Origin of the sequence: Stenotrophomonas tumulicola (assembly GCF_014117215.1) — a bacterium.
GTDB lineage: Bacteria > Pseudomonadota > Gammaproteobacteria > Xanthomonadales > Xanthomonadaceae > Stenotrophomonas > Stenotrophomonas tumulicola.
This window is the reverse complement of sequence record NZ_JACGXS010000002.1, coordinates 203,820-226,671: the sequence shown is the minus strand read 5'-3', so window position 1 is coordinate 226,671 and position 22,852 is coordinate 203,820. Positions and strand designations below refer to the sequence as shown.

Here is a 22,852-nt window from a genome sequence, read left to right as displayed (position 1 = left end):
GAAACGACTTAATCCCCTCCGTCCCCTTTTTTGCCTTGAGGCCTTCGCATGCGCTCACGGAACTGCCTGATCGGCCTGCTGCTGCCGATGCTGTGGATGGGGGCGGCCACCGCTGCCGATCCCCTGCCGCCCGACCAGACCCTGCAGCCGTTGTTCCAGCAGGTGCAGGGGGCGCATCTGTTCCCGGACCAGAAGACCTTCGCTGATGCCGTGCCGCGGCGGGCCCCTAGCGTGCTGCTGGAGGCATGGCGGCGCGAGCAATCGCAGCCCGGCTTCTCGCTGGAAACCTTCGTCGCCGACACCTTCATCCTTCCCGGCGAAGCGCCCACTTACGTGCCGCCCGAAGGACAGACACTGCGCGCGCATATCGAAGGCCTGTGGCCGGTGCTGACACGACAGACCAGCGAGGTCGATCCGCAGGGCTCGCTGCTGCCGCTGCCAAAGCCCTATGTCGTGCCGGGCGGGCGCTTCCGCGAGGTGTACTACTGGGACAGCTATTTCACCCTGCTCGGGCTGGCCTCCAGCAATCAATGGCAACAGGTGCGCGACATGGTGGACAACTTCGCCTACCAGATCGACACCCATGGCCATATTCCCAACGGCAACCGCAGCTATTACCTCAGCCGCTCGCAGCCACCATTCTTCAGCCTGATGGTGGACCTGCTGGCCACCCACGAGGGCGACGACGCCTACCGCCGTTACCTGCCGCAGTTGCGTGCGGAACACGCCTTCTGGATGCAGGGTGCGGATGGCCTGGCACCCGGCACTGCGCAGGCGCGCGCGGTGAAGCTCGCCGATGGCAGCCTGCTCAACCGTTACTGGGATGCCCGCGCGGTACCGCGTACCGAGTCGTGGACCGACGACCTGGCCACTGCGGCACAGGCACCAGGCCGAGCCCCATCCCAGGTTTACCGCGACCTGCGCGCCGGCGCCGAATCTGGCTGGGATTTCAGCTCGCGCTGGCTCGCCGATGCCGGCGCCCTGGCCAGCATCCATACCACCGAGATCATTCCGGTGGATCTGAACAGCCTGTTGTTCCACCTGGAAAAGACCGTCGCGCGTGCCAGTGGCGCCGCTGGTGATTCCGCTGCGCGACGCGATTTCAACCGGCAGGCCGAAGCACGGCAGCGCGCCATCAATGCGTTGTTGTGGGATGAGCAGCAGGGCTGGTACGTGGATCGCGATATCCGCAGCGGCAGCACCCGTCCCGGCCTGACGGCGGCAGCATTGTTCCCACTGTGGCTGGACGTCGCCACGCGCAGGCAGTCACGTCGTACCGCCGATGGCGTGGAGGCGCATCTACTGCGCCAGGGGGGCCTGCTCACCACCACGGTCACCACCGGCCAGCAATGGGATGCACCGAACGGCTGGGCACCGCTGCAGTGGGTGGCCGTAGACGGCCTGCAACGCCAGGGCCAGGACCGCCTGGCGCGCCAGCTGGGCACGCGCTTCCTGCATACCGTGCAGGCGGTGTATGACCGCCAGCAGAAACTGGTGGAGAAATATGTCGTGGACGGTTCGGCCGAAGGCGGCGGCGGCGGTGAGTACCCGCTGCAGGATGGATTCGGCTGGAGCAACGGCGTGACGCTGGCGCTGCTGGACCGGCTGTGTGCGCCGAAGCGGCGGTGCGACAGCGCCGCAGATGTCGCGGAAGCAGAATGACCTGCACCCGGGGCCAGGCATTGGCCCCGGGTGCAGGTCGCACAAGCGTCCAGCTCACTCCGGCGTAGCAGAAGCCGTGTCGGGGACTATCCGCCAGATGGTGTTGGCAAGGTCATCGGCCACGATCAGCGCGCCGCGCGGATCGACGCTGACACCCACCGGGCGGCCACGGGTCATGCCATCCTCGCCATGGAAGCCGGACACGAAGTCGACCGGATCGCCTGCCGGGCGGCCATCGCGGAACGGCACGAACACCACCTTGTAGCCAACCGGCGGATTGCGGTTCCAACTGCCGTGCTCGCCGACGAACACGCCATCGGCGAACTGCGGCCCCATCGCCGGCGACGAGAACGCAACGCCCAGCGCGGCCACGTGCGAACCCAGCGCGTAATCGGGAACGATGGCCGAAGCGACCTTCTGCGGATCCTGCGGCATCACCCTGCGGTCCACGTGCTGGCCCCAGTAACTGTAGGGCCAGCCATAGAAGCCCCCTTCGCGCACCGAGGTGAGATAGTCGGGCACCAGGTTCGGACCGATCTCATCGCGTTCGTTGACCACCGCCCATAGCGTGCCGGTGCCTGGCTGCACCGCCAGCGCGGTGGGATTGCGCAGGCCGGTGGCGTAGGTGCTGTGCGCCCCGGTCGCGGCATCCACCTGCCAGACCCGCGCCCGCTCGACTTCGGCGGTCATTCCACGCTCGGTGATGTTGCTGTTGGAGCCGATGCCCACGTAGAGATAGCGCCCATCCGCACTGGCCGCCAGCGACTTGGTCCAATGGTGGTTGATGGCCGATGGCAGGTCGGTGACCTTGGTCGGCGCCGCGTCGGCCCTGGTCTGGCCATCGCGGTAATCGAAGCGCACCAGCGCATCCTGGTTGGCGACATACAACGCGTTGCCGACCAGGGCCAGCCCATACGGCGCGTTGAGCTTGTCGGCGAACACGGTCTTCATCTCATACGTGCCATCGCCATCGGCGTCGCGCAGCAGCGTCAGGCGGTTGCCCCCCTTGACTGCGGTGTTGCCCTTGGCCTTGATCCTGCCGGCTATCACGTCCTTGGGCTTGAGGTTGGGTGCACTGCCACCGCGGCCTTCGGCCACCAGGATATCGCCGTTGGGCAATACCAATGCCTGCCGTGGAATGCCCAGCCCGGTGGCGATGGCCGTGATGCGGTAGCCCTGCGGCACGCTTGGCTTGCGGTCTCCCCAAGTCGCCGGCTTGGCGATGGTCATGTCCGGCATCAACGTGCGGTTGGGCTTGGGCAGTTCAGGGTCGGCGCCATACTGGTTGAGCTCGGGTGCCTTGCTGCAGGCAGCCAGCGCCACGGCGAGAACGGATACCACGATGACCGTGGACGTTTGACGCTTCATCGTGCACCTCCCGCGCGCAGGCTCGAAAATCCCATCCAGGTCGCAATCAATGCCAGCACGGTAACGATCCCCGACAGCACCAGCGCAGTGGGCATGATCGCCCAGGCGTCGCGGGCATGATGCAGCGCATCGAAAAAGCCCACCACCCACGTAGCGGCCAGCACGACGAGGTAGACGAACTGGCCACTACGACGAACGATCCCGACGATCGCGCACACCAGCGCAAGGCTGGCCAGCACCATCGCACCGATCAACAGCCAGGCCGCGAAGTTGCTCCACTGGATCTCATGGCTGCTCCAGTACGCATAGTCGGCAAGCAGGGCACCGAGGAACAGTGGCAACACCCCACCCAGCACGGCGGCGTGGAACGGGTGGATGGCCCTTGGTCGGGCCGGAACGGCAGTCGAAGCCATGGCAGTCTCCTCATGGACGGATGTCCGGACATCCGTCGATGCTGCCATTTCCATGTGATGGGGATTGTGATGCCCTACGGCATCATTTTTGTCCGCCGTCCAGATCCTGGACATCCCCGGCATCCCTGGGCACGGCCGACCATTGGTTCTGCGGTGCTACCCGCGGCGTAAGCACCGATGCCGCATCGGTTTCCGAGGAGACGGTGAGGAAGGCCAGGTGCGCTTCGTAGCGATCCAGCACATCATCGATGATCTGCTGCCGGGTCAGCCCCATCAGGTCGTAGCCGCCCGAACCGGTCTGGGTGAACACTTCAAGGCGGTAGTACACATCGGTTTCACGCGACATGCGGCCACTGAACATCGGCACCGGCGCTTCGACGATGGCCACCTGGTAGTGGAAGGCCCGGAACGCATCCATCGATACCCTCAGCATGGGTTCCTCGATGTCTTTCGCATTGGTCATGCCGCCGCGCTCGACGTCATAACCCTGGTTGCGGAACTCGGTGGCAACGTCGTCAAGCGCAGGCCGCACGGTGCGTTCGAGGAACTGGTTGACCTGGCGCAACGACGGGAACGCGCGCAGCTGCTCGAGCCGCTGCTTCCACGACCGCTCCGGCAGGTGGCCGCCGATCGGGGCGATGGAACGCTTGTGCAGTACCTGCCCTTCGCGCTCTGCACGCTCCATCCGCAGCACTTTGTAGAAGGATGCCATCACCAGGAACGCGATGATGGTCACCGGCAGCGCGAAGATGAGCGTGGCATATTCCATCGTCGTAACGCCGCCGGCCAGCAGCATCGCCACCGCCAGCACGGCGGTGAGCACGGCCCAGAAGATGCGTAGCCACTTCGGTCCGTCCTGCGACGGATCCGGTATGGAGGCGGAGAAATTCGACATCACCATCGCACCCGAATTGGCGCTGGTCAGGTAGAACAGCAACCCCGACAGCGTGGCCAGGCCGGTCAGGAACATCGCCCCCGGGAACATGCCCAGCAGCGCATACCAACCCCGCTCCGGGCTATGTACCGCCAGCTCGGCGAAGCTGGTATTGCCCTGCAGCACCTGGAACAGCGCCGAATTGCCGAACAGCGACACGATGATGAAGTCGCACAGCACCGGCGCGGTGATCGCAGCGATCACGAACTCACGCAACGTGCGCCCGCGCGAGATGCGCGCAAGGAATACCCCCACGAACGGCCCCCATGCGAGCCAGAACGCCCAGAAGAACAGCGTCCAGCCCCCCATCCACTGGGCGCCGCCGGGCTCGTAGGCAAATGTCTGCAGCGTGCGCGCCGGCAGCGTGACCAGGAACTGGCCGATGTTCTCCACCAGCGCGTTCAACAGGAACGCAGTCTGCCCGGTGACGAGGATGTAGAGCATCATCGCCACCGCGCTCCACAGGTTCAGCTCGGATATCCAGCGGATGCCGCGGTCCACGCCGGACGTGGTGGCCGCAATGGTCAGCAGCACCGCCCCGATCACCAATGCGATCTGCAGTGCGATGCCTTGTTCCAGCCCGAAGATCAGCGAGAAACCAACGCTCAGCAGGACCACGCCGATGCCCATCGACGTCGCCACGCCGAACACGGTGCCGACCAGCGCGATGATGCTGATGCCATCGCCCAGCGAACCACGCACGCGCTTGCCCAGCAGCGGATAGAGCGCTGCGCGGATCGACAGTGGCATGCCCCAGCGGTATGCGAAATAGCCCATCGCCATGCCGAGCAGCGCGTACATCGCCCATCCGGCGATGCCGTAATGGAACATCGTCCAGACCACGGCATCCTGCATCGCCTCGGCCGTGCCGCCCTGCCCCGCTGGCGGGGACAGGTACTGCACCACCGGGCCGGTGACCGAATAGAAAAGCATGTCGATGCCAACACCGGCGGCGAACAACATCGCCACCCAGGTCGTCAGTTTGTACTGCGGCCGCGAATGGTCGGGGCCAAGCCGCACGCTTCCCTCCTTGGAAAAAGCGACCCACAGCACGAAGCCGGTCACCAGCGACATGGTGAGCACGTAGTACCAGCCCAGGTTCGTTGCAATCCAGTCGACGGCGGACTTCATGGTGGCGCGCGCGTCGTCGGGGATGAGGATGGCCCATACCGAGAAAGCCAGGATCACCAGCGACGACACCAGCAGCACGCGCCAGTTGATGCGCGCCGCGCGATCCTCCAGCAGTTCCTGCGGCCCCCGGCTGAGGTCGCTGCGCGATACCGGCGCCTCGTCCTCTTCATGCCGCTCATGGCGGTGCTGGGTGCCGCCGAACCGGCTGCGCTCAAGCGGCGGATGCGTTTTTCCCACCGACGCCCCTGGTTCCTGCCTCTCCGGCCGGGCGGATTCAGGACGTTCGTCGTCGGGTGGCTTGATAGGCATGCTTTACTCTTTTCCTCAGGGGCCCGCAGCGGACTACGAGCCGGTTACGATCGAAAACCGATCCTTTCCTCTCCATCCGCAGGCGAAACTGCCTGAAATGCCAATGACAGCGCGCCGCGCAGAGCCTGCGCGGCGCCCATGGGAATAGCGGCCGGAAGGATTCCGGCCGGACCCTGACTGCCGGCAACGACTGCCGGTGCGGGAAGTGTCATCAACGCGATGTCGGCGGACTGTGTGCGTCCGTCGTGCGCCCCATCCGGGGGGGAGCCACCCTGGATGCAGGGTGCGCTACGCGGGGAGAGCCAGCTTGCTGGCGCGTGGTGATGCTAAGGGCCTGCTGCCACGACAGTCAAATACGAAGTATCCAAGCTGGCTTCCGGATTGATGTCATGCAGCCAGTTGCTGCACATCGGCCACCGCGGCACTGATGGCTGCGGCACGGGCATCCGGCCCGAACGCCAGGCCCTCGGCGCGGACAAAGGTGATGTCGGTTATACCGAGGAAACCGAAGAAGCCACGCAGATAGGTTTCTTGATGATCGAGCATGGCCATCGGCGTACCTTCGCCATAAAGGCCGCCACGCGTGGAAGCGATGATCACGCGCTTGCCCGCTGCCAGGCCTTCGACGCCACTTTCGGTGTAACGGAAAGTCCTGCCCGGCACCGCGAGACGATCCAGCCATGTCCGGAGCTGCGAAGGCAGCGAAAAGTTGTACATCGGTGCACCGATGACAACGACATCGGCAGCGAGGAAGTCGTTGAGGATGCCCGCATTGCCGGCTACCGCCTGCCTGGCATCCGGGGCTTCCGGCTCCAGGCCCTGGAAGGCAAGGAATTCGGCGTTGGACAGGTGGCCCACGGGTTGGGCGACAAGGTCGTAGGCCGTCACCTGGAGTGAGGGATCGGTATCGGTGAAGCGCTGGACGATGGCCGCCGTAAGCTGTCGGCTGACCGACTGTTCACTCAGGATGCTGGCGTTGACGTGGAGAAGTAACATGGTAGGCACCCGGTATATAATTGTGACTGGGGCTAACAATGTAACCATGCTGAAAAACACGCACAATACGGCACAAAAAGGGTACCGGGTATCATGGATGTGACTGTTCCACCTACAGATTTCCAGAGTTCAGACTGTCAGAAGATCAGTCAGGTACTGGCCCGCGTTGGCGAGAAATGGAGCATCCTCATCATCATGCTCCTGGCTGGCGGACCGTATCGTTTCACCCAGCTGAAGCGCTCCATCAATGGCATTTCGCAGAGGATGCTGACGCTCTGCCTGCGCGGCCTCGAGCGCGACGGACTCATCAACCGGACCGTCATCGCCGTCATGCCTCCGCATGTGGAATACACGTTGACGCCGCTGGGCCTGTCGCTCACCGAGCCGGTGACCGCACTGGGGAACTGGGCCAGTGACCACATCGCCGATATCGATGCGGCCAGGGAAGCATTCGACCAGCACGAACGCCTGCAGGGAAAACCGGCAGCAACAGCCAAATAAGGCGCCGCAACGTCCCGGCCCTTCCGGCCAGGCATTGACAGGCCGCGCCCATCGCCCAAGAATATGGGATTAATTCTCATTAGCTTTTGGACTGGTGTTGCCACGTCCATTACCCAAGGACGTGCCCGTGCGCTTTTCGCCGCTGTTCCTCGCGTTGATCCCGTTGCTGTCCGCGCCCGCCGCCCAGGCCCAGCAGAACGATGCGCGCACCCTCGACACCGTGACCGTCAGCGCGTCGCGCACCGGCCAGGACGCCGACACCGCGCCACAGACCGTGGTCATCATCGACCGCCAGGCCATCGAGCAGCAACTGCGCATCAGCGGCAACTCCTCGGACCTGCTGTCCAGCCTGCTGCCGTCCTACACGCCCAGCCGGGGCAAGATGAACGGCAGTGGGGAAACCCTGCGCGGCCGCACGCCGTTGATCCTGGTCGACGGCATCCCGCAGTCCAATCCCCTGCGCCCGACCGGCCGTGAAACACACACCATCGACTACGCCATGGTCGAGCGGATCGAAGTGATCCAGGGCGCCAATGCGATGAACGGGCTGGGAGCCACCGGCGGCACCATCAACCTGATCACCCGCCGCCCCGAACCGGGCGAGGTCAACCAGCACATCGGCGTGCAGGCCACCGTGCCGACCAGTGGCCTGGACGGGGACACCACCAGCTACCGCACCGACTACCGGATCAGCGGCAGCAAGGGACGTTGGGACTACCTGTTCGGCGCAGGCTACGAAGACCAGGGCCTGTGGCTGGATGGAGACGGCACCGCCATCGGCACCGACACCACCCAGGGCGACCTGATGGCGACCCGTGCCTACGACCTGCACGCCAAGCTGGGTTACTGGATCGACGACAACCAGGAACTGCAATTCAGTTCCAATCGCTACCGGATCAAATCCAAGGCCGACTACCTGAGCGTGGCCGGCAACCGTGACACGGGCCTGCCGACGACCTCGGTGCGTGGCACCCCGCCGGGTACACCACCGTGGAACGATGTATGGACCACCGGCCTGGCTTATACCCACCACGACCTGGCCGGCATGGAACTGAAGGCGATGGTGTTCAACCAGGAATTCGAGGGCCTGTTCGGTGGCGACCGCTCGGCGACCTTCCAGGACCCGCTGATCGCGCCGATCGGCACGTTGTACGACCAGTCGCGTTCGGTCGCTTCCAAGTGGGGCGCCAAGACCAGCCTGGGTCGCGACGACCTGCTCGACGGCAAGCTCAAGCTCACCGGCGGCATCGATCTGCTCAAGGACAGTGGCAAGCAGGACCTGTACGGCACCGGTCGCACCTACGTGCCCGATTCCGAGTTCCGCAACGTCGCCGCGTTCGTGCAGGGCGAATACCGCTTGCTGCCACAGTTGACCGTGCAGGGTGGCGTGCGCCACGAAGACGCCGACCTGGAGATCGACAGCTACCAGACCCTGTATCGCTACAACCGGGTCAACGTGCAGGGCGGCAAGCTGTCGTTCCGCGAGAACCTGTTCAATGCCGGCGTGGTGTTCGCACCCAGCGACAGCTTCAACGTGTTCGGCAGCTACTCCGAAGGCTTCGGCATGCCCGATGTCGGCCGCGTGCTGCGCTCGATCGACACCCCCGATACCGCCGTGGCCGACCTGAAGACACTCGAGCCGGTGCTGACCCGCAACGTCGAACTCGGTGGGCGCCTGCGTACAGGTGCATGGGAAGCGGAGGTAGCCCTGTTCCAGTCGCGCTCGGACCTGGGCACCCGCATCATCGCGGTCGACGGCGCATTCCAGATGGCGCGCGAGAAGACCCGCATCGAGGGCCTGGACGCCAGCGTGCGCTACCGTCTCGATGATGCGCACAAGCTGGGCCTGTCCTATGCGTGGACACGGGGCCGCTATGACAGCGATGCCGATGGCCGCCTGGATGCGCGCCTGGACGGCCTGAACATCGCGCCGAACCGGGTGATCATGAACTGGTCCGCGCAGTGGACACCCTCGCTGTCGACCTTCATACAGGGTCAATATGCGTTCAACCGCAATTTCGATGAAGCCGCCAAACGGTTCCAGGGCTATGCGCTGTTCGACCTGGCCGCTGAGTACAAACTGGCCAGGGGCAGCATGCAACTGGGCGTGGCCAACCTGTTCGACCGCCAGTACATCACCTACTACTCGCAGAGCGCGCTGATCGAACCGGACCGCTATTTCGCCGGGCGCGGCCGCACCGTGACCCTGGGATACCAGCTGGACTTCTGATCCTGCATTCGCCGCAACTGGAATCGATCGCATGTTGAAGACTGTCCTGTTCCAGCTGCATTGGCTGCTGGGCATCACCGCCGGCACCGTCCTGGCGGTGATGGGGTTGAGCGGGGCCACGCTGGCGTTCGAGGACGAGATCATGCGCGCGGCCAACCCGCCGCTGGCGCAGGTAGTCGAGCGACATGCCGCCGGCGAGCAGCCACTGGCCCTGGCCGACCTGCTGCCGCGCCTGCAGCAGGACATGCCGCAACCACTTCAGCGGCTGCGCGTGGACGCCACCGGGAAGCGCCTGTCGGTGGCCCGGTTCGAGGGCGGCCAGGCCAACTGGCGCTACTTCGATCCGTACACCGGCACGGTGCTGGACGACCTGAAGGGATTGGGGTTCTTCGCCTTCGTCGAAGACCTGCACCGCCACCTGGTCAGCGGCGAGCGCGGCAGCACCATCGTCGGCAGTTGTGCGATCGCGCTGGTGTTCTTCTGCCTGTCCGGGCTGTACCTGCGCTGGCCGCGCCGCTGGTGGCACTGGCGCACGTGGCTGGCGGTGGAATGGTCACGCAGCGGGCGCAGCTTCCTGTGGAGCCTGCATTCGGTGGTCGGCACCTGGGTGCTGCTGGTCTACCTGATGATCGCCCTGACCGGCCTGTGGTGGTCGTTCGACTGGTACCGCCAGGGCGCAACCCGGCTGCTCGGCGCTGCGGAGACCGGACAGCAGGATATCCGCGCCAGCAACGGACCGCTGGACCTGCACAAGGTGCAGGCCACGCTGTATGGGCTGGAAGGCGTGCGCCGCGGCTACATCGACCTGCGCTTCCCGGCCAGGCCGGGCCGTCCGCTGCTCGGCCGCGTGCAGGGCAGCGTTGCCGCCCATGATCGCGCGCAGGACATCCTGCAGCTGGATCCGGCCAGCGGTGCGCTGCTCCAGTACCAGCCCTACGCCGCCAAGGATGCGGGTGGCAAGATCATTGTCAGCGTGTTCGCGCTGCATTCGGGCAGCTTCTTCGGCCTGCCCGGCCGGATCATCGTGATGCTCTCCAGCCTGTGCATGGTGGTGTTCTTCATCACCGGCTGGATGCTGTACCTGGATCGCCGCCGCAAGAAGCGGCAGGTACGCGCCTCGCGCCTGCCATTGCCCGCCAGCGCCGACGACGCCGGACAGGCGCCGTGGCTGGTCGCCTTCGCCAGCCAGAGCGGCTTTGCCGAGCAGTTGGCCTGGCGCACCGCAGGACAGTTGCAGGCGGCCGGCCTGCCGGTGCAGGTGCGCCCCCTGGCACAGCTGGATGGCAATCTGCTGGCGAAAGCACCCAAAGCGCTGTTCGTGACCAGCACCTTCGGCGATGGCGAAGCGCCCGATGCAGCACGCGGTTTCGAGCGGAGGGTGATGGCACGGCCAGCGCTGCTGGGCGGACTGCACTACGCCGTGCTGGGCCTGGGGGACGGCGAGTACGCGCGTTTCTGCGGCTTCTCGCGCCAATTGGATGGATGGCTGGCGACGCAGGGCGCAAGCCGCCTGTTTCCCAGTATCGAAGTGGACCGCACCGACCCCGCGCCGCTGGCGCAGTGGCAGCAACAGCTGGCATCGCTGACCGGCGTGGAAGACCACAGCCCATTGGCCACGCCGGTAGAACTGCAGCCGTGGAAGCTGGCAACGCGCACGCAGCTCAACCCCGGCAGCGCTGCCGGGGCCATCTGGCACGTCGCGCTGGTGCCACCGGCGCATGCCGCATGGCAGGCCGGCGACATCCTGGAGATTGCCCCGCAGCATGCACGCGCGCACGTGCTGGAGGTGCTGGAACGGCATGGCCTGGATCCTGCCGCGATGCTTGTCCTGGATGGCCATGCCACCTCCCTGGCCGAAGCTGCCGCAGGACGGCTGTTACCTGACGCGCCACCGGCTGCTGCAGTCATCGACGCAGCCAGCTGGCTGGCCCAGCTGCCGAGCCTGCCGCATCGCGAGTACTCGATCGCCTCGGTGCCCGACGATGACGCTGTCCATCTGGTGATCCGCCTGACCGCCCTGCCCGACGGACGGCATGGCCTGGGCTCGGGTTGGCTGTGCGTGCATGCCGGCAGCGATGACCGGATCCAGGCACGCGTGCGCCGCAACAGCGGCTTCCACCGCCATCCCGAGCATGCGCCGATGCTGTTGATCGGCAACGGCACCGGCATCGCAGGCCTGCGCAGCCTGCTGCGCGAAGCAGCCGCACAGGGTGACCGGGGACATTGGCTGGTATTCGGCGAACGTACCCGTGCACACGACTTCCTGTTCCGCGACGAGATCGATGCCTGGCAGCAACAGGGGCACCTTGGTCGCGTGGACCTCGCGTTCTCACGCGATCCCGAGGGCGGCGGCTACGTACAGGACCGCCTGCGTGCCGCGCCGGACGCAGTGCGCGCCTGGGTAGGGCTGGGGGGCAGCATCTATGTCTGCGGCTCGCTGCATGGCATGGCCGAGGGCGTCGATGGCGCGCTGCGCGACATCCTCGGCGATGATGCGGTCGATGCCCTGCTCGGCGACGGCCGCTACCGGCGCGACGTGTATTGAGCCCGATCCATGGTGCAAGGATCTATGCCTTGGTGGATGCCTGCACCAACGCCACCCATTCTTCGAATGAAGATGCCAACCAATTGTTATCGACCCTGAGCCTCTCAACGGGATAGGGACGTGGACGACCGCCATACCAGTTGAACCACTCACAGCGCCCCTCACCGGGAACGCGCGCTAACGGAACGTCGAATTCCAGGATCATGAACTGCGTGCCGGGAGGAAAATCCGCAGCGGTTGGCAGAGCGGGCATGGGGTGGGGCACCTGACGCCTTTTGGATCACCGGATGGGGACATGTCGATCATACCTGTCTCGTCGAATGTGTTCCCACCCACTTGCGCCACGGCCGTTCCAGCAACGCAGCGATGCCCCGGCTTCATTCACCGACAGCCGCCCGCAGACAGGTATCCAGGATGGATCTACTTTTCCGACGGCTTGAAATGCAGGTCCTGGTAGTCGTAGCTGAAGTCTGCCAGTGGCGAAACTGCCTTCATGTCCACGTTCGCGACCTTCCCCTCGGCATCCAACGCAAAGGTCACATACGCCGGCTCGATCGACGCATCGTCCCAGTCCACGCGGAATGTGTCGTACTGCCAATGATGCAACGTGCCAGCCATGTCCGGCGTCTGCTTGAAGTCGATCCGCAGCTGGCCCTTCTGTTCGAAGATGGCGATCGGGCCGTACCACGCATCGGTGTAGCTGCCGGCGTAGCCATCCGGCGACAACGACGGCCGTGAGACCTTGCGGGCCGGTCCCTTTACTTCGCCCAACGCCTCCAGGCCGCCAGCAAGCCGTTGCTGGTTCCAGCTGGAGAACGCGCCAACCCAGTCACGCGGTTCGAAGCCCAGGTAATGGTCCAGCAACTCGTAGCCCAGGCCCCGCATGACCTCCACGTCCTCGGAATTCATCTGCAATGCGATACCCAGGTTGTGCTCCGGCACCAGCACCACGAAGGCAAGCACGCCAAACACCGCGCCACCGTGCTGGATGACTTTCACCCCGCGGTAGTCCTGCACGTTCCAGCCATAGCCGTAGGCAGAGAACTGCGGCGTGATATCGGCGATGGGTGCGGGAAACGGTCGGATCGGAACCGGTACCTGTGGCGTCCACATCGCGCGTGCCGACGCCTCGCTGTACATCCGTCCCTTTCCATCCGGCAACGCCCCCAGCGCAAGCTGCCCCTGGATCCAGCGCGCGAAGTCCTTCGCACTCCACGATAGCCCTCCCGCTGGCGCCCCCACCTGGCCCAGGCCGTCCCGTTCGGGCAACACCTGCTGCGGGCCAAGGCCACGCAGCCTCGGATCCAGGCGCGCATGTGGCTGCACCCGGTTCGGGTTCGCGAAACGATCCTTTTCATCGCTGACGGCCGTGGCCATGCCGAGCGGCTGGAAGATCCGCGTACGCACGAAACTTTCCCAGGGCTGCCCGCTGACCCGGCTCACCAGCTCGCCGGCGACGATGTAGAGGATGTTGTCGTAGGCGTAGCCGCTGCGGAAACTGGTGGCCGGCTTGATGTTGCGCAGGGCCGTCACGATCTCCGCACGGCTGCGCGAGGTACGGGGGATGAACAGCAGGTCGCCCGCACCCAGCCCGAGTCCGCTTCGATGCAGCAGCAGGTCGGCCACGGTCATCTCGCTCGTGACCCATGGGTCGTGCATGCGGAATTCCGGCAGGTGGTCGATGACCTTGTCGTCCCAGTCCAGCACGCCATCGTCGACCAGGATCGCCAGCGCCGCGGCCGTCACTGCCTTGCCGGTCGAACCTGTCGGAAAGATCGTATCCGCGTCGACCCGTTCGGCGCTGCCCAGCCTGCGCACGCCATAGCCTTGGGCATGAACGATCTGCCCATCCTTGACGATCGAGATCGCCATTCCCGGCACGTCGCGCGCACGCATCGCCTGCTCCACCCGCGCATCGAAGCCGGCAGGCACTTGCGCGTGCGCTGCCATGCACAACATCACGCCAGCAAAGAGGGGCCACAAGGCCTTGGACGTCAGGATCATTGATGATCTCCAGTCAGGAATCCGCCAACGGCGCCACCTTGGGCGCCGCATCGCGGTGCAACAGCCGCCAGATGCCGATGGTCAGCAGCGGCAGCACGTAGATGGCCAGGAACATGTACGCAAGCCCGCGATACCCTTGGGCAATCAGCGCCACCAGGCCGACGCGGTCGGCAATGAAGATCGAGCCGACCAGCAGGCACCCTGCGACCACCGACCGCGGTGCCCTGCCCAGGCGACCGCCACCACGCCCCTGCCAGGCCCGCGCGATGCGTTCGTTGCAGGCGTGGACGACCGCCGTGCCACTCTCCAGCAACGCACTGAAGATCATCATCTGGAACAGGACATGGAAAACCGGCAGGTCCAGCTGGCGCAGGATGAAGTCCGACGGCAGCGCTACATCGCCAATCCGCGGATACCACGCCAGCATGCACAGGAAGAAAAACAGCCCCGGCAACATTGCCAGCGGCCCCGACAACACCCCGGCAACGATCGCATCACGCCGGCTGAGGAAATGCCGGACCAAGGGCAGCACGATCACCGCCCCGACGATGTTGTAACCGGCATAGGTCAGGCCGCCCTGCAGCCAGCCGGTGGTCGGCTGGGGCGTCGCCAACGTTTCCAGTGCCGCACCGCCGAACCTGCCCAGCACCAGCACCATGAACACGGCATAGGTGCCATACAGCAGCACCGATACCCATTTGAACAATGCCTCCACCGTCTCGTTCCCGAACGCGGCGAAGAAGCCGATGGCCAACATCAGCAACAGCGTGCCGACCAGTGTCGGCCAGCCCAGCATCGCCGCGAAGATCTCGCCTGCGGCTGCGCCGAACACGGCCAGGATCAGCACCATGAACACCACGTACGCCAGTTCGAACAGGAACGCGAACGGACCGAGCAGCATGTCGAAGAAGTGGCGGTAGTCGAAGCTCCGCGTCGCATGGGCCAGGCCGAATGTCAGCGCACAGACCACGCTCCAGCACACCATCGCCACCAGGATCGCCAGCATCCCGCCCTGCGGCCCACTGGGGATGAAGTACTCCGCCAGCTCACGCCCGGTAGCGTAGCCACCCCCGATCACCGCTGCCTTGAAAGCGAGCCCCGGCAATATCCAGCGTTGGAATCGCGTCGGCAGGGTCGTCATCCGGTCAGCCTGCCTGCTCGCCAAGGCATGCGTTCACCAGCGTCTTGAAGGCATCGCCACCGCGCACCGGGTCGGCCACCGGCATGCCAAGGCGGTCGGCCAGTCCGTCGATGGCGGCACGGGCGGCCTCTGGATCCAGCGCACCGGTGTTGAGGCTGATACCGGCGCAACGGATCGCCGGATTCGTGCGCGCGCCAAGGGTCAATGCCAGGCCGATCGTTTCCTCGATCGATGGCAGCGCGTAGTGCTCGTAACCCAGTACACGTTCGCGCCCCTGCTCGTGGCACACCACGATGACATCCGGCTGGCTGCCATGCAGCAGCGCCAGCGACACGCCGGCATAGGCCGGGTGCGAGAGCGAACCCTGGCCTTCGATCACATCCCAATGCGACGGATCCGCATCGGGTGACAGCGTCTCGGCCGCCCCTGCAGCGAAGTCTGCGACCACCGCATCCATCGGCACGCCAGCCCCGGCGATCAGGATGCCGGTCTGGCCGGTGGCGCGGAAATCGACGTCCACGCCGCGCTGCTGGAAAGCATGCGCCAGCGCCAACGCCGCGTACTTCTTGCCGAGCGCGCAATCGGTGCCGACGGTGAGCAGGCGCTTGCCGGTGCGCTTGGCACCACTGGCGACCGGGATGTTCAATGGTGGCTCGCGCACGTCGATCAGGCGTCGCCCCAGCGCCCGCGCCGCGTTCCGCAACAGTTCGATGTCCGACAGCCGCATGTGCATGCCGCCGATCAGGTCCAGCCCCGCCTCCAGTGCCTGCACCAGCAGCGGTATCCACGCGGCGGGGATGTGCCCGCCGGGGTTGGCAACACCAATGACCATGGCGCGGGCGCCGGCCTGTCGCGCCTGCACGGGGGCGAGGAACGGCAGCCCGGTGCTGACGCGGGCGGTTTCGCAGGCGAACTCGCCGAGGCAGCGGTCACGCGCCCAGTCGCGCAAGCCGAATGCTGTCTTTGCGTAGCTCGGCTCGACCGTGTCGCCGAGGAACAACAGGTATGGCTGCGGAAGCGCTTCGGTTTCGTGCGGCATCGGAATCGCGGTCTGCATGCGCTGGTCTCGGGGTATGGAGATGACGGCCACCATCGGCAGGAATGCGGAAGGCGCGCGCTCAGAAACGCAGGTCAACCTCGAGCCCGAAGGTCCGTGGTTGGATGGGTACCGCCGATACCCGGGAGGTCACGCCCGACAGCGCGCCGGAAACAGGCGCCATCGTCAGCCACGCATTCTCCCCGGTCACGTTGTTGACGTAAGCGCGAAGTTCCCAGCTGCCCCGACCGATGCCGGCATACAGATCGAGTGCGCGATAGCTCCCCAGTTTCAGCGGCGCGGTGATGTCGTCCGGCGCCAACTGCGTGTCCGGATCACCCGGTGCGGTGATGCGCTGGCGTTCGGTGGTGTCGTTGAGCCGCTCGCCTGTCCAGCGGAAGGCACCGCCTACCTGGCCGGTAAGGCCGCCGGCGGTGGAGAAGGCGTACTCGGCCGTCGCCGTCCACGACAACCGTGGCGTATAGGGCATGCGGTCACCTGCCAGGCCCGTCCACAGGATCACGTCGAAGTCGCCCTGCGGGATGACGGTCGGATCGAAATCCTCCTTCAGGCTGGCATCGGTATAGGCGGCATTGAGGCCCAGCGTCAGCGCGTCGGTCACGCTGAACAGCGAGGTCAGCTCGACACCTTTGCTGGTGGCCTCGCCGCCGTTGACCAGGCCGCCGATGCCATTGAACGAAGAAGCTACCTGGATGTCCTCCCAGTCGATGCGGAACACGGACAGATCGAACGTCACCCGGCGGTCGGCGAACTGGGACTTCACACCGATCTCGTAGCTGTCGAGCATCGACGAATCGACCTGCGGCGGCATGCCAAGCAACGCAACGTTCGGGCCGCCGGGCTGGTAGCCGGTGGCCGCGCGCGCATACAGCATCACGCTGTCGGACAGCTTGAACTGCGGACTCAGGCTCCAGGTGAAGACATCCTCGCTGGATTCACCCGGTGCATCGCCAATCGGCGCAAGGATGCCGGTCGGTACGTTCTGGCTGAACCATTGGTCGTTGCGTGCCTGGCGCATGCCCACATCGATCTTGAAGCGCTCGCCGAAACGCCAGGAACCGTTGGCGAACAACGCATATTCCTTGTAGGTGCTCGGCAGGTTGATGATCGCCAGCGTACCGAACATGTCATCAAACGGCGCCGGCAAGGGCGAACCATCGCGCTGGTCCAACCGCGCGAACTGGCTCTGCAGCGCATCTTCCCTGGTGTAGAAGCCGCCCACCATCCATTCGAATTTTCCGCCGGTCTTCGACACCAGGCGGAGCTCCTGGGTGATCTTGTCGAGATCGAAGCTGTAGCGCACCGAAGAGCTGCCCGGTTCCGGCAGTCCGGCCAGCAGGTCGGCAACCTCGCCGAACTGCACCGTCGAATCGATCTGGTCGACCGTGTCGGTCTGCGACCACCCGGTCGCCGACACGAAGTTGCCCCAGCCCAGGTCCCAGTCCAGGCTGAGCGAGGTCAGGGTCAGGTCCTTGGAGAAGGGCCGCGGCTGCCACGCCACATCAACCTGCTCGCCAAACAACGGGGCAAGGGTATCGGCATCCAGTGCCACGCCGGCACGGTCATCGCTGCGGGTGCGCTGGTGCAGCACCGACAGGCCAAGATCAAACGCATCTCCGTCCCAGGACAGCGCGGTGCGCGCACCGATCTGGTCGCCATCGTTGATGTCCTTGCGTCCATCGACCGCATTGTCGGTGAAGCCGGCGATGCCATTGCGCGCGAAGCTCATGCGCAGGCCCAGGCGATCCTCCTTCAACGGCAGGCTGGCGCCGAAGCGTGCGTTCCACTCCTGCCCGCCGCCCTGCACCGAGCGCAGGCCGAAGCCGACACGCGTTTCCTCACCTGCCACCTCCGGTGCGCGCGTGACGTACTTGAGCAGGCCACCGATGGCCCCGGCGCCGTACAGCGTGCCCTGTGGGCCACGCAGCACTTCGACCCGGCTGATGTCGTACGGCAGCAGGTCGAGCATCAGCCCGCTCGCGCCCTGGTAGATGCCGCTGGATCCAACCGGCACGTCGTCGATGTAGGTGGACACCGTCGCACCCGAAGACAGTGCGGAAATCCCGCGCAGCGATACCCGGGTCAGGCCGGGGCTGCCCTCGTTCTGCACCTGCAGCCCGGGAATGTAGGCGGCATAGTCGGACAGCGAAACCGCGCCGATGTTCTCCAGTTGGCGCTCGCCGATCACGCTGATCGAAGCGCCGACCTCGCGGACGTTCTCCACGCGCTTGTTGGCGGTCACCACCACCGTGTCGAGCGTCATCGCGTCCTGCGCCAACGCAGGTGCACTGCAACACGCCAATGCGCCGGCAATCGCCAGGGAAAGTTGCTTGCGGTACCACGGCCGTGCGGACTGGAACTGGGTCATGCCTGCTCTCCCGGGCGACGTTGGATCAGCGGTGGTCTGGCTGCGGCCCCCGCCGCCACGCACAGACATATCCTGATTGGCGATAATGATCCTGATTAGAGAATTGTCAACACATTTGGAGAATAAAGTGGCAGGCACGCTATTCAGCGCCTGCCACCCAGCCGGGGCCACGGACCACGCGCCCGGGCGTAGCGCCGGTGTGTTCGCCGGCGCGCACCACCTGTACGCCGTTGACGAACACGTCGCTGACGCCGCTCGCGTACTGACGGGGCTGGTCGTAGGTTGCGTGGTCGGCGATGGTGGCTGGATCGAAGACAACAATGTCGGCGTGGCATCCCACGCGCAGGCATCCGCGGTCGGCCAGCTTCCAGTTGCTGGCTGGCAGGCCGGTAAGCCGGTGGATGCCCTCCTGCAGTGACATCAGCTTGCGGTCGCGGACGTAGTGGCCAAGGAAGCGCGCCACGTTGCCGTACGCGCGTGGATGCGTGCCGGATTGCAGGAACACGCCCTCCGGTGCCGACGACTCCGCATCAGAGCCCAGGCTGACCCAGGGCTGCTTCAGGCCGAGCTCGATGTTCTCTTCGCTCATCAGGAAGTAGGCCGTGCCGATGCGGTAGTCGTCCTCGATGATCAGGTCGATCGCGGTGTCTTCGACCGAGGTGCCACGTTCGCGCGCGATGGCAGCCAGCGACTTGCCGCTCAGCGGTTTCAGCGCCTCGCTCTTGAACTCGAGCAGCAGCAGCCGCTCGTCCGATCCTGCGAGCAGCCGCAGGTTCTCCCACGGCACGTCGGGGTTGCGCATCTCAGCCACCACGCGCGCGCGGGTGGCGGGCTCCTTGAGCCGCTGGATCATCGCGTCGTGGCCACCGGCCTGCACCCATGGCGGCAGGCTGGCGGTCAGGCCGGTCCCGCCGGCGGTATACACATACATGTCGGCGCTCACCGCCAGGCCCTCGCTGCGCGCCGCGGCAATCCTGTCGATCGCCTGCTGCATCTTCGGCCAGTTCCTCTCGCCGGCGGCCTTCAAGTGGTAGACCTCGGCACGCTGGCCGCTGGCACGTGCGATGGCGATCGTCTCGTCAACCGCCTCAAGCAGGCGGTCGGCCTCGCTGCGCATGTGCGAGATATAGCCGCCACCGGACTCCGCCGCCGCCTTGGCCAGCGCGATCAGTTCGTCGGTGTCGGCAAACGTGGCGGGCGGATAGATCAACGAGCTGCCCACGCCCAGCGCTCCCTCGCGCATCGCCTGCCGTACCACGTCCTGCATCCGGCCGAGCTGTTCGGCGCTGGGCTTGACGTCGTCCTCGCCCAGTTCGTGGATGCGTACCGTGGTCGCGCCAATGAACGAAGCGACATTCGGCGTGATGCCACGCTGCTGCAGATGCTCCAGGTAGCCACCCAGCGTGGTCCATGGCATGTCGTAGCGGATGTCGGCCTGCTGCTTCAAGGCATCTGCCTTCATCCGCGCATTGACCGGCCCCATCGACCATCCTTCGCCGAAGATCTCCAGCGTCACGCCCTGCTTGCTGTCACTGACTCCCCGGCCATCGGCGATAAGCGATTCGGTCGCCCAGCTCAACACGTTGATGAACCCCGGCGCTACTGCCATTCCATGCGCATCGATCTGCTGCCGTGCACTGGCAGGCCGCCCCGGTGGCAGCAGCGCGACGATACGGTCGCCCTGCACGGCGACATCGACGCGCTGCGGGTCGCTGCCGCTGCCGTCATGGACCACGCCGTTGCGTATCAACAGGTCATAGCGCGGCGGTGCATCGGCAGCGGCCACCGGGTTGCACGCGGCGCACACGGCAAGGGCAAGCAGGGTCGGTAGAAGTCGCGGCATGGTCGGGTCTCCGTCAGGTCATGGCAATGAGCGTATCGGGCGGTCCAGCCGCCACAGCAGTGCGGCGGCCAGCACCGCCAGGCTGGCAAGCAGCAGGAAGAAACCGGCATGGCTGGTCTTCGACCACAGCGTGCCGATGAGCCCGGCCAACAGGCTGCCGCTGAAGATCGCCAGGAACCAGGACGCGACCGTCGTGGCACCCAATCGTGGTGGCGCCAGCTTGGCGAACAGGCCCAGCCCCGTCGGCAGGATGTACAGCTCGCCGAGGGTCAGCACCACGAAGAAGGCCACCAGCCAGAGTCCACTGACACGGGAATCCCCTGCACTGCCGGCAACCGCCGCCAGCAGCACGAAGGCCGCCGCCACGATCAGTGCGCCCAACGCCATGCGCCGGGCAGGCGACGATTCGCGCCCCTGGTCGGCACGGCGCCGCCAGTACATCAGCAGCAACGGCGTCATCGCGATCACCAGCAGGGGGTTGAGCGACTGGAACCATGTCATCGGCACGACAAGGCTGCCCAGCGTGCGATCGACGCTGCCGTCGATCCAGAGCGGCAGGGTATTGCCGATCTGCTCGTAGGCGCCGCGGAAGATCGTCGCGGCCAGGCCGACACCGAGCAGCAGCCACCAGACCCGCGGATCCGTGCGCGCCGGCGCGGCTGCTGCGGCAGCAGGTACACGCAGGCGCGGCGGCTCCGGTGGCAGGTAGCGGCGGCCGCATACGTAGATCACCAGGCCCAGGAACATGCCGATGCCCGCTGCGCCGAAACCGTAATGCCAACCGTAGAGTTCACCGAGCGTGCCGCAGACCAGCGGCGCCAGCAAGCCGCCGATGTTGAGCCCGACGTAGTAGACATTGTAGGCGCGCCCGCGGCGAGGATCGTCAGCGGCGTACAGGTCGTTGATCTGGCTGGGCAGGCTGGGAAGGAACAAGCCGTTGCCCAGCGCGATGGTCGCCAGCGCAGGAAAGAACATCGACTCGAACGCCATCAGGAAATGGCCAAACGCCATGATGCTGCCGCCGAGGATCACGGCATTGCGCTTGCCAAGATAACGGTCGGCGATCACGCCCCCCACGATGGGCGTGAAGTACGCCATCGCGGTGTAGGTTCCATAGACGAAGGACGCTTTTTCCTGCGCAAACAGCAGGTGCTTGGTCATGTAGTAGACCAGCATCGTCCGCATGCCGTAGTAGGAGAACAGCTCCCACATGTTGGTCAGGAACAGGATGGTCAGTCCACGCGGCTGGCCGAACCAGGTCTTGCCATGATCTTCGGCCATTGCAGTCATGGGGAGGTCCGTGGCCCCCATACCTCATCGCCGCAGTGGATGAATCCGTCTTCGTAACGCACCGATGGCGTGCGATCCTGGACCAGGAACGTGGGGCCATCCAGATCGACGATATCGCAGTACTGCCCCAGCACGAACGCGGGCGCAGCCGCCAGGCTGGTCCCGCACATGTTGCCCACCATCACCTGTTTGCCAAGTTCGCGTGCGCGGCGCGCCATCATCAGGCCCTCGGTCAGGCCACCACACTTGTCGAGCTTGATGTTGATCACATCGAAGCGATGGTGGCGCGCATCCAGCTCGGCGAGGTCGAGGATGCTCTCATCGGCAGCAAACGGCACGACGTGTTCGATGCCGTCGAGGTCACTCTCGCTGCCACGCCGGCAGGGCTGCTCCAGCAGCGAAATCCCTGCCTCGACCAGTACCGGCAGCAACGCCGGCAGCGACGCGGCGTCGTAACCCTGGTTCGCATCGACGCCGATCCATGGGCCGGGGCAGCGTGCCCGCACGGCGCGGACGCGGGCGGCATCGAGCGCCGCTTCGCCGGTCAACTTGAGCTTCAGTGCCCGGGCCTGGACATAGGCGGCGGCGCGCTCGGCCATGACCTCCGGTGCATCCGCGCCGACGGTGAAGGTGGTCAACAACGGGCGCACGCCTTCCAGGCCGGCCAGCCGCCATGCCGGCAGGCCGCTGCGCTGCGCCTCCAGTTCCCACAACGCACAGTCGAGTGCATTGCGCGCGCCCCCGGCAGGCAGCAGGCTGCGCAGGCTTTCCCTGTCCAGTCCCGCTTCGATGCGCGGACGCAGCGCCTCCAGCGTCGCCCGCATCCCGTCGGGGTGATCGTCGTTGTAATACACGCCCGCGCCTTCGCCGCGGCCCGAATGGGCGCCATCGCGCAATGTCACCACCGTCGCCGGCATCGCCTCGAACACACGGCCGGCGATACGGAATGGCGCCGACATCGGCAGCGGTTCGTTATGCAGCTCAAGTCGAAGGGGCACGGCGGCCTCGCGCATGGGAAGAAGACGGGCAATGGGCCGGCGGCAGCCGCCGCCGGCGGCAT

At 65.7% G+C, this 22,852-nt stretch carries 15 protein-coding genes; 4 read left to right on the top strand and 11 right to left on the bottom strand.

The features are described from left to right. Positions 1 to 48 precede the first annotated feature (48 nt). Complete coding sequence (gene treA, locus H4O11_RS06575; RefSeq protein ID WP_182338600.1) at positions 49 to 1,662, top strand: alpha,alpha-trehalase TreA; 1,614 nt, start codon at positions 49 to 51, stop codon at positions 1,660 to 1,662. A gap of 54 nt (positions 1,663 to 1,716) precedes the next feature. Here treA and H4O11_RS06570 read toward each other — a convergent pair whose 3' ends face one another. From H4O11_RS06570 to H4O11_RS06555, 4 genes are all read right to left on the bottom strand, one after another. Then, positions 1,717 to 3,030, bottom strand: a complete 1,314-nt coding sequence (locus H4O11_RS06570; RefSeq protein WP_182338599.1) for a PQQ-dependent sugar dehydrogenase — start codon at positions 3,028 to 3,030, stop codon at positions 1,717 to 1,719. Next, positions 3,027 to 3,443, bottom strand: a complete 417-nt coding sequence (locus H4O11_RS06565) for a DUF2231 domain-containing protein (protein WP_182338598.1) — start codon at positions 3,441 to 3,443, stop codon at positions 3,027 to 3,029. Before H4O11_RS06565 ends, H4O11_RS06570 begins: the two co-directional genes overlap by 4 nt. Before the next feature lie 82 nt (positions 3,444 to 3,525). Beyond that, positions 3,526 to 5,817, bottom strand: a complete 2,292-nt coding sequence (gene betT, locus H4O11_RS06560) for a choline BCCT transporter BetT (protein WP_182338597.1) — start codon at positions 5,815 to 5,817, stop codon at positions 3,526 to 3,528. Between the two features lie 387 nt (positions 5,818 to 6,204). Next, entirely contained in the window at positions 6,205 to 6,813 is a 609-nt protein-coding gene (locus H4O11_RS06555; protein ID WP_182338596.1) for an FMN-dependent NADH-azoreductase, read from the bottom strand. Positions 6,814 to 6,906: 93 nt separating this feature from the next. On the opposite strand from H4O11_RS06555, the gene H4O11_RS06550 reads away from it, so the two are divergent. The 3 genes from H4O11_RS06550 to H4O11_RS06540 all read left to right on the top strand — a co-directional run bounded on the left by H4O11_RS06550 (position 6,907) and on the right by H4O11_RS06540 (position 12,089). Further along, positions 6,907 to 7,314: a winged helix-turn-helix transcriptional regulator gene (locus H4O11_RS06550; protein WP_182338595.1), complete on the top strand. Its 408-nt coding sequence runs from the start codon at positions 6,907 to 6,909 to the stop codon at positions 7,312 to 7,314. A 127-nt stretch (positions 7,315 to 7,441) separates the two neighbouring features. Then, a complete protein-coding gene (locus H4O11_RS06545; protein WP_343042790.1) occupies positions 7,442 to 9,544 on the top strand; it encodes a TonB-dependent receptor in 2,103 nt (700 codons plus the stop codon). Positions 9,545 to 9,575: 31 nt separating this feature from the next. Further along, on the top strand, positions 9,576 to 12,089 hold the full coding sequence (locus H4O11_RS06540; RefSeq protein ID WP_182338594.1) for a sulfite reductase flavoprotein subunit alpha: 2,514 nt from the start codon (positions 9,576 to 9,578) through the stop codon (positions 12,087 to 12,089). A gap of 420 nt (positions 12,090 to 12,509) precedes the next feature. Here H4O11_RS06540 and H4O11_RS06535 read toward each other — a convergent pair whose 3' ends face one another. From H4O11_RS06535 to H4O11_RS06505, 7 genes are all read right to left on the bottom strand, one after another. Beyond that, the gene (locus H4O11_RS06535) at positions 12,510 to 14,093 is read right to left on the bottom strand and encodes a serine hydrolase (RefSeq protein WP_182338593.1); all 1,584 of its coding nucleotides are present in this window, start codon (positions 14,091 to 14,093) and stop codon (positions 12,510 to 12,512) included. Positions 14,094 to 14,106: 13 nt separating this feature from the next. After that, positions 14,107 to 15,234 (bottom strand): YkvI family membrane protein, encoded by a 1,128-nt coding sequence (locus tag H4O11_RS06530; protein ID WP_182338592.1) that lies wholly within the window; start codon positions 15,232 to 15,234, stop codon positions 14,107 to 14,109. A 4-nt stretch (positions 15,235 to 15,238) separates the two neighbouring features. Continuing rightward, a complete protein-coding gene (locus tag H4O11_RS06525; protein ID WP_182338591.1) occupies positions 15,239 to 16,291 on the bottom strand; it encodes an N-acetyltransferase DgcN family protein in 1,053 nt (350 codons plus the stop codon). A gap of 61 nt (positions 16,292 to 16,352) precedes the next feature. Next, positions 16,353 to 18,659 (bottom strand): TonB-dependent receptor, encoded by a 2,307-nt coding sequence (locus H4O11_RS06520; protein ID WP_182338590.1) that lies wholly within the window; start codon positions 18,657 to 18,659, stop codon positions 16,353 to 16,355. Positions 18,660 to 18,798: 139 nt separating this feature from the next. Then, positions 18,799 to 20,502, bottom strand: a complete 1,704-nt coding sequence (locus H4O11_RS06515) for an N-acyl-D-amino-acid deacylase family protein (RefSeq protein WP_182338589.1) — start codon at positions 20,500 to 20,502, stop codon at positions 18,799 to 18,801. Between the two features lie 18 nt (positions 20,503 to 20,520). Continuing rightward, positions 20,521 to 21,792 carry a peptide MFS transporter gene (locus H4O11_RS06510; protein WP_182338588.1) on the bottom strand — a complete coding sequence of 424 codons (1,272 nt, stop codon included), beginning with the start codon at positions 21,790 to 21,792 and terminating at the stop codon, positions 20,521 to 20,523. Beyond that, entirely contained in the window at positions 21,789 to 22,790 is a 1,002-nt protein-coding gene (locus tag H4O11_RS06505; protein WP_343042789.1) for a dipeptide epimerase, read from the bottom strand. The genes H4O11_RS06510 and H4O11_RS06505 overlap by 4 nt, the downstream gene beginning before the upstream one ends. Positions 22,791 to 22,852: the final 62 nt, after the last annotated feature.

Coding starts and splice junctions, on each gene's coding strand:
- H4O11_RS06565 (WP_182338598.1), bottom strand. CDS start 3,443: ATGGCTTCGACTGCCGTTCCGGCCCGACCAAGGGCCATCCACCCGTTC.
- H4O11_RS06555 (WP_182338596.1), bottom strand. CDS start 6,813: ATGTTACTTCTCCACGTCAACGCCAGCATCCTGAGTGAACAGTCGGTC.
- H4O11_RS06520 (WP_182338590.1), bottom strand. CDS start 18,659: ATGACCCAGTTCCAGTCCGCACGGCCGTGGTACCGCAAGCAACTTTCC.
- H4O11_RS06525 (WP_182338591.1), bottom strand. CDS start 16,291: ATGCAGACCGCGATTCCGATGCCGCACGAAACCGAAGCGCTTCCGCAG.
- betT (WP_182338597.1), bottom strand. CDS start 5,817: ATGCCTATCAAGCCACCCGACGACGAACGTCCTGAATCCGCCCGGCCG.
- H4O11_RS06510 (WP_182338588.1), bottom strand. CDS start 21,792: ATGACTGCAATGGCCGAAGATCATGGCAAGACCTGGTTCGGCCAGCCG.
- H4O11_RS06550 (WP_182338595.1), top strand. CDS start 6,907: ATGGATGTGACTGTTCCACCTACAGATTTCCAGAGTTCAGACTGTCAG.
- H4O11_RS06515 (WP_182338589.1), bottom strand. CDS start 20,502: ATGCCGCGACTTCTACCGACCCTGCTTGCCCTTGCCGTGTGCGCCGCG.
- treA (WP_182338600.1), top strand. CDS start 49: ATGCGCTCACGGAACTGCCTGATCGGCCTGCTGCTGCCGATGCTGTGG.
- H4O11_RS06540 (WP_182338594.1), top strand. CDS start 9,576: ATGTTGAAGACTGTCCTGTTCCAGCTGCATTGGCTGCTGGGCATCACC.
- H4O11_RS06530 (WP_182338592.1), bottom strand. CDS start 15,234: ATGACGACCCTGCCGACGCGATTCCAACGCTGGATATTGCCGGGGCTC.
- H4O11_RS06535 (WP_182338593.1), bottom strand. CDS start 14,093: ATGATCCTGACGTCCAAGGCCTTGTGGCCCCTCTTTGCTGGCGTGATG.
- H4O11_RS06570 (WP_182338599.1), bottom strand. CDS start 3,030: ATGAAGCGTCAAACGTCCACGGTCATCGTGGTATCCGTTCTCGCCGTG.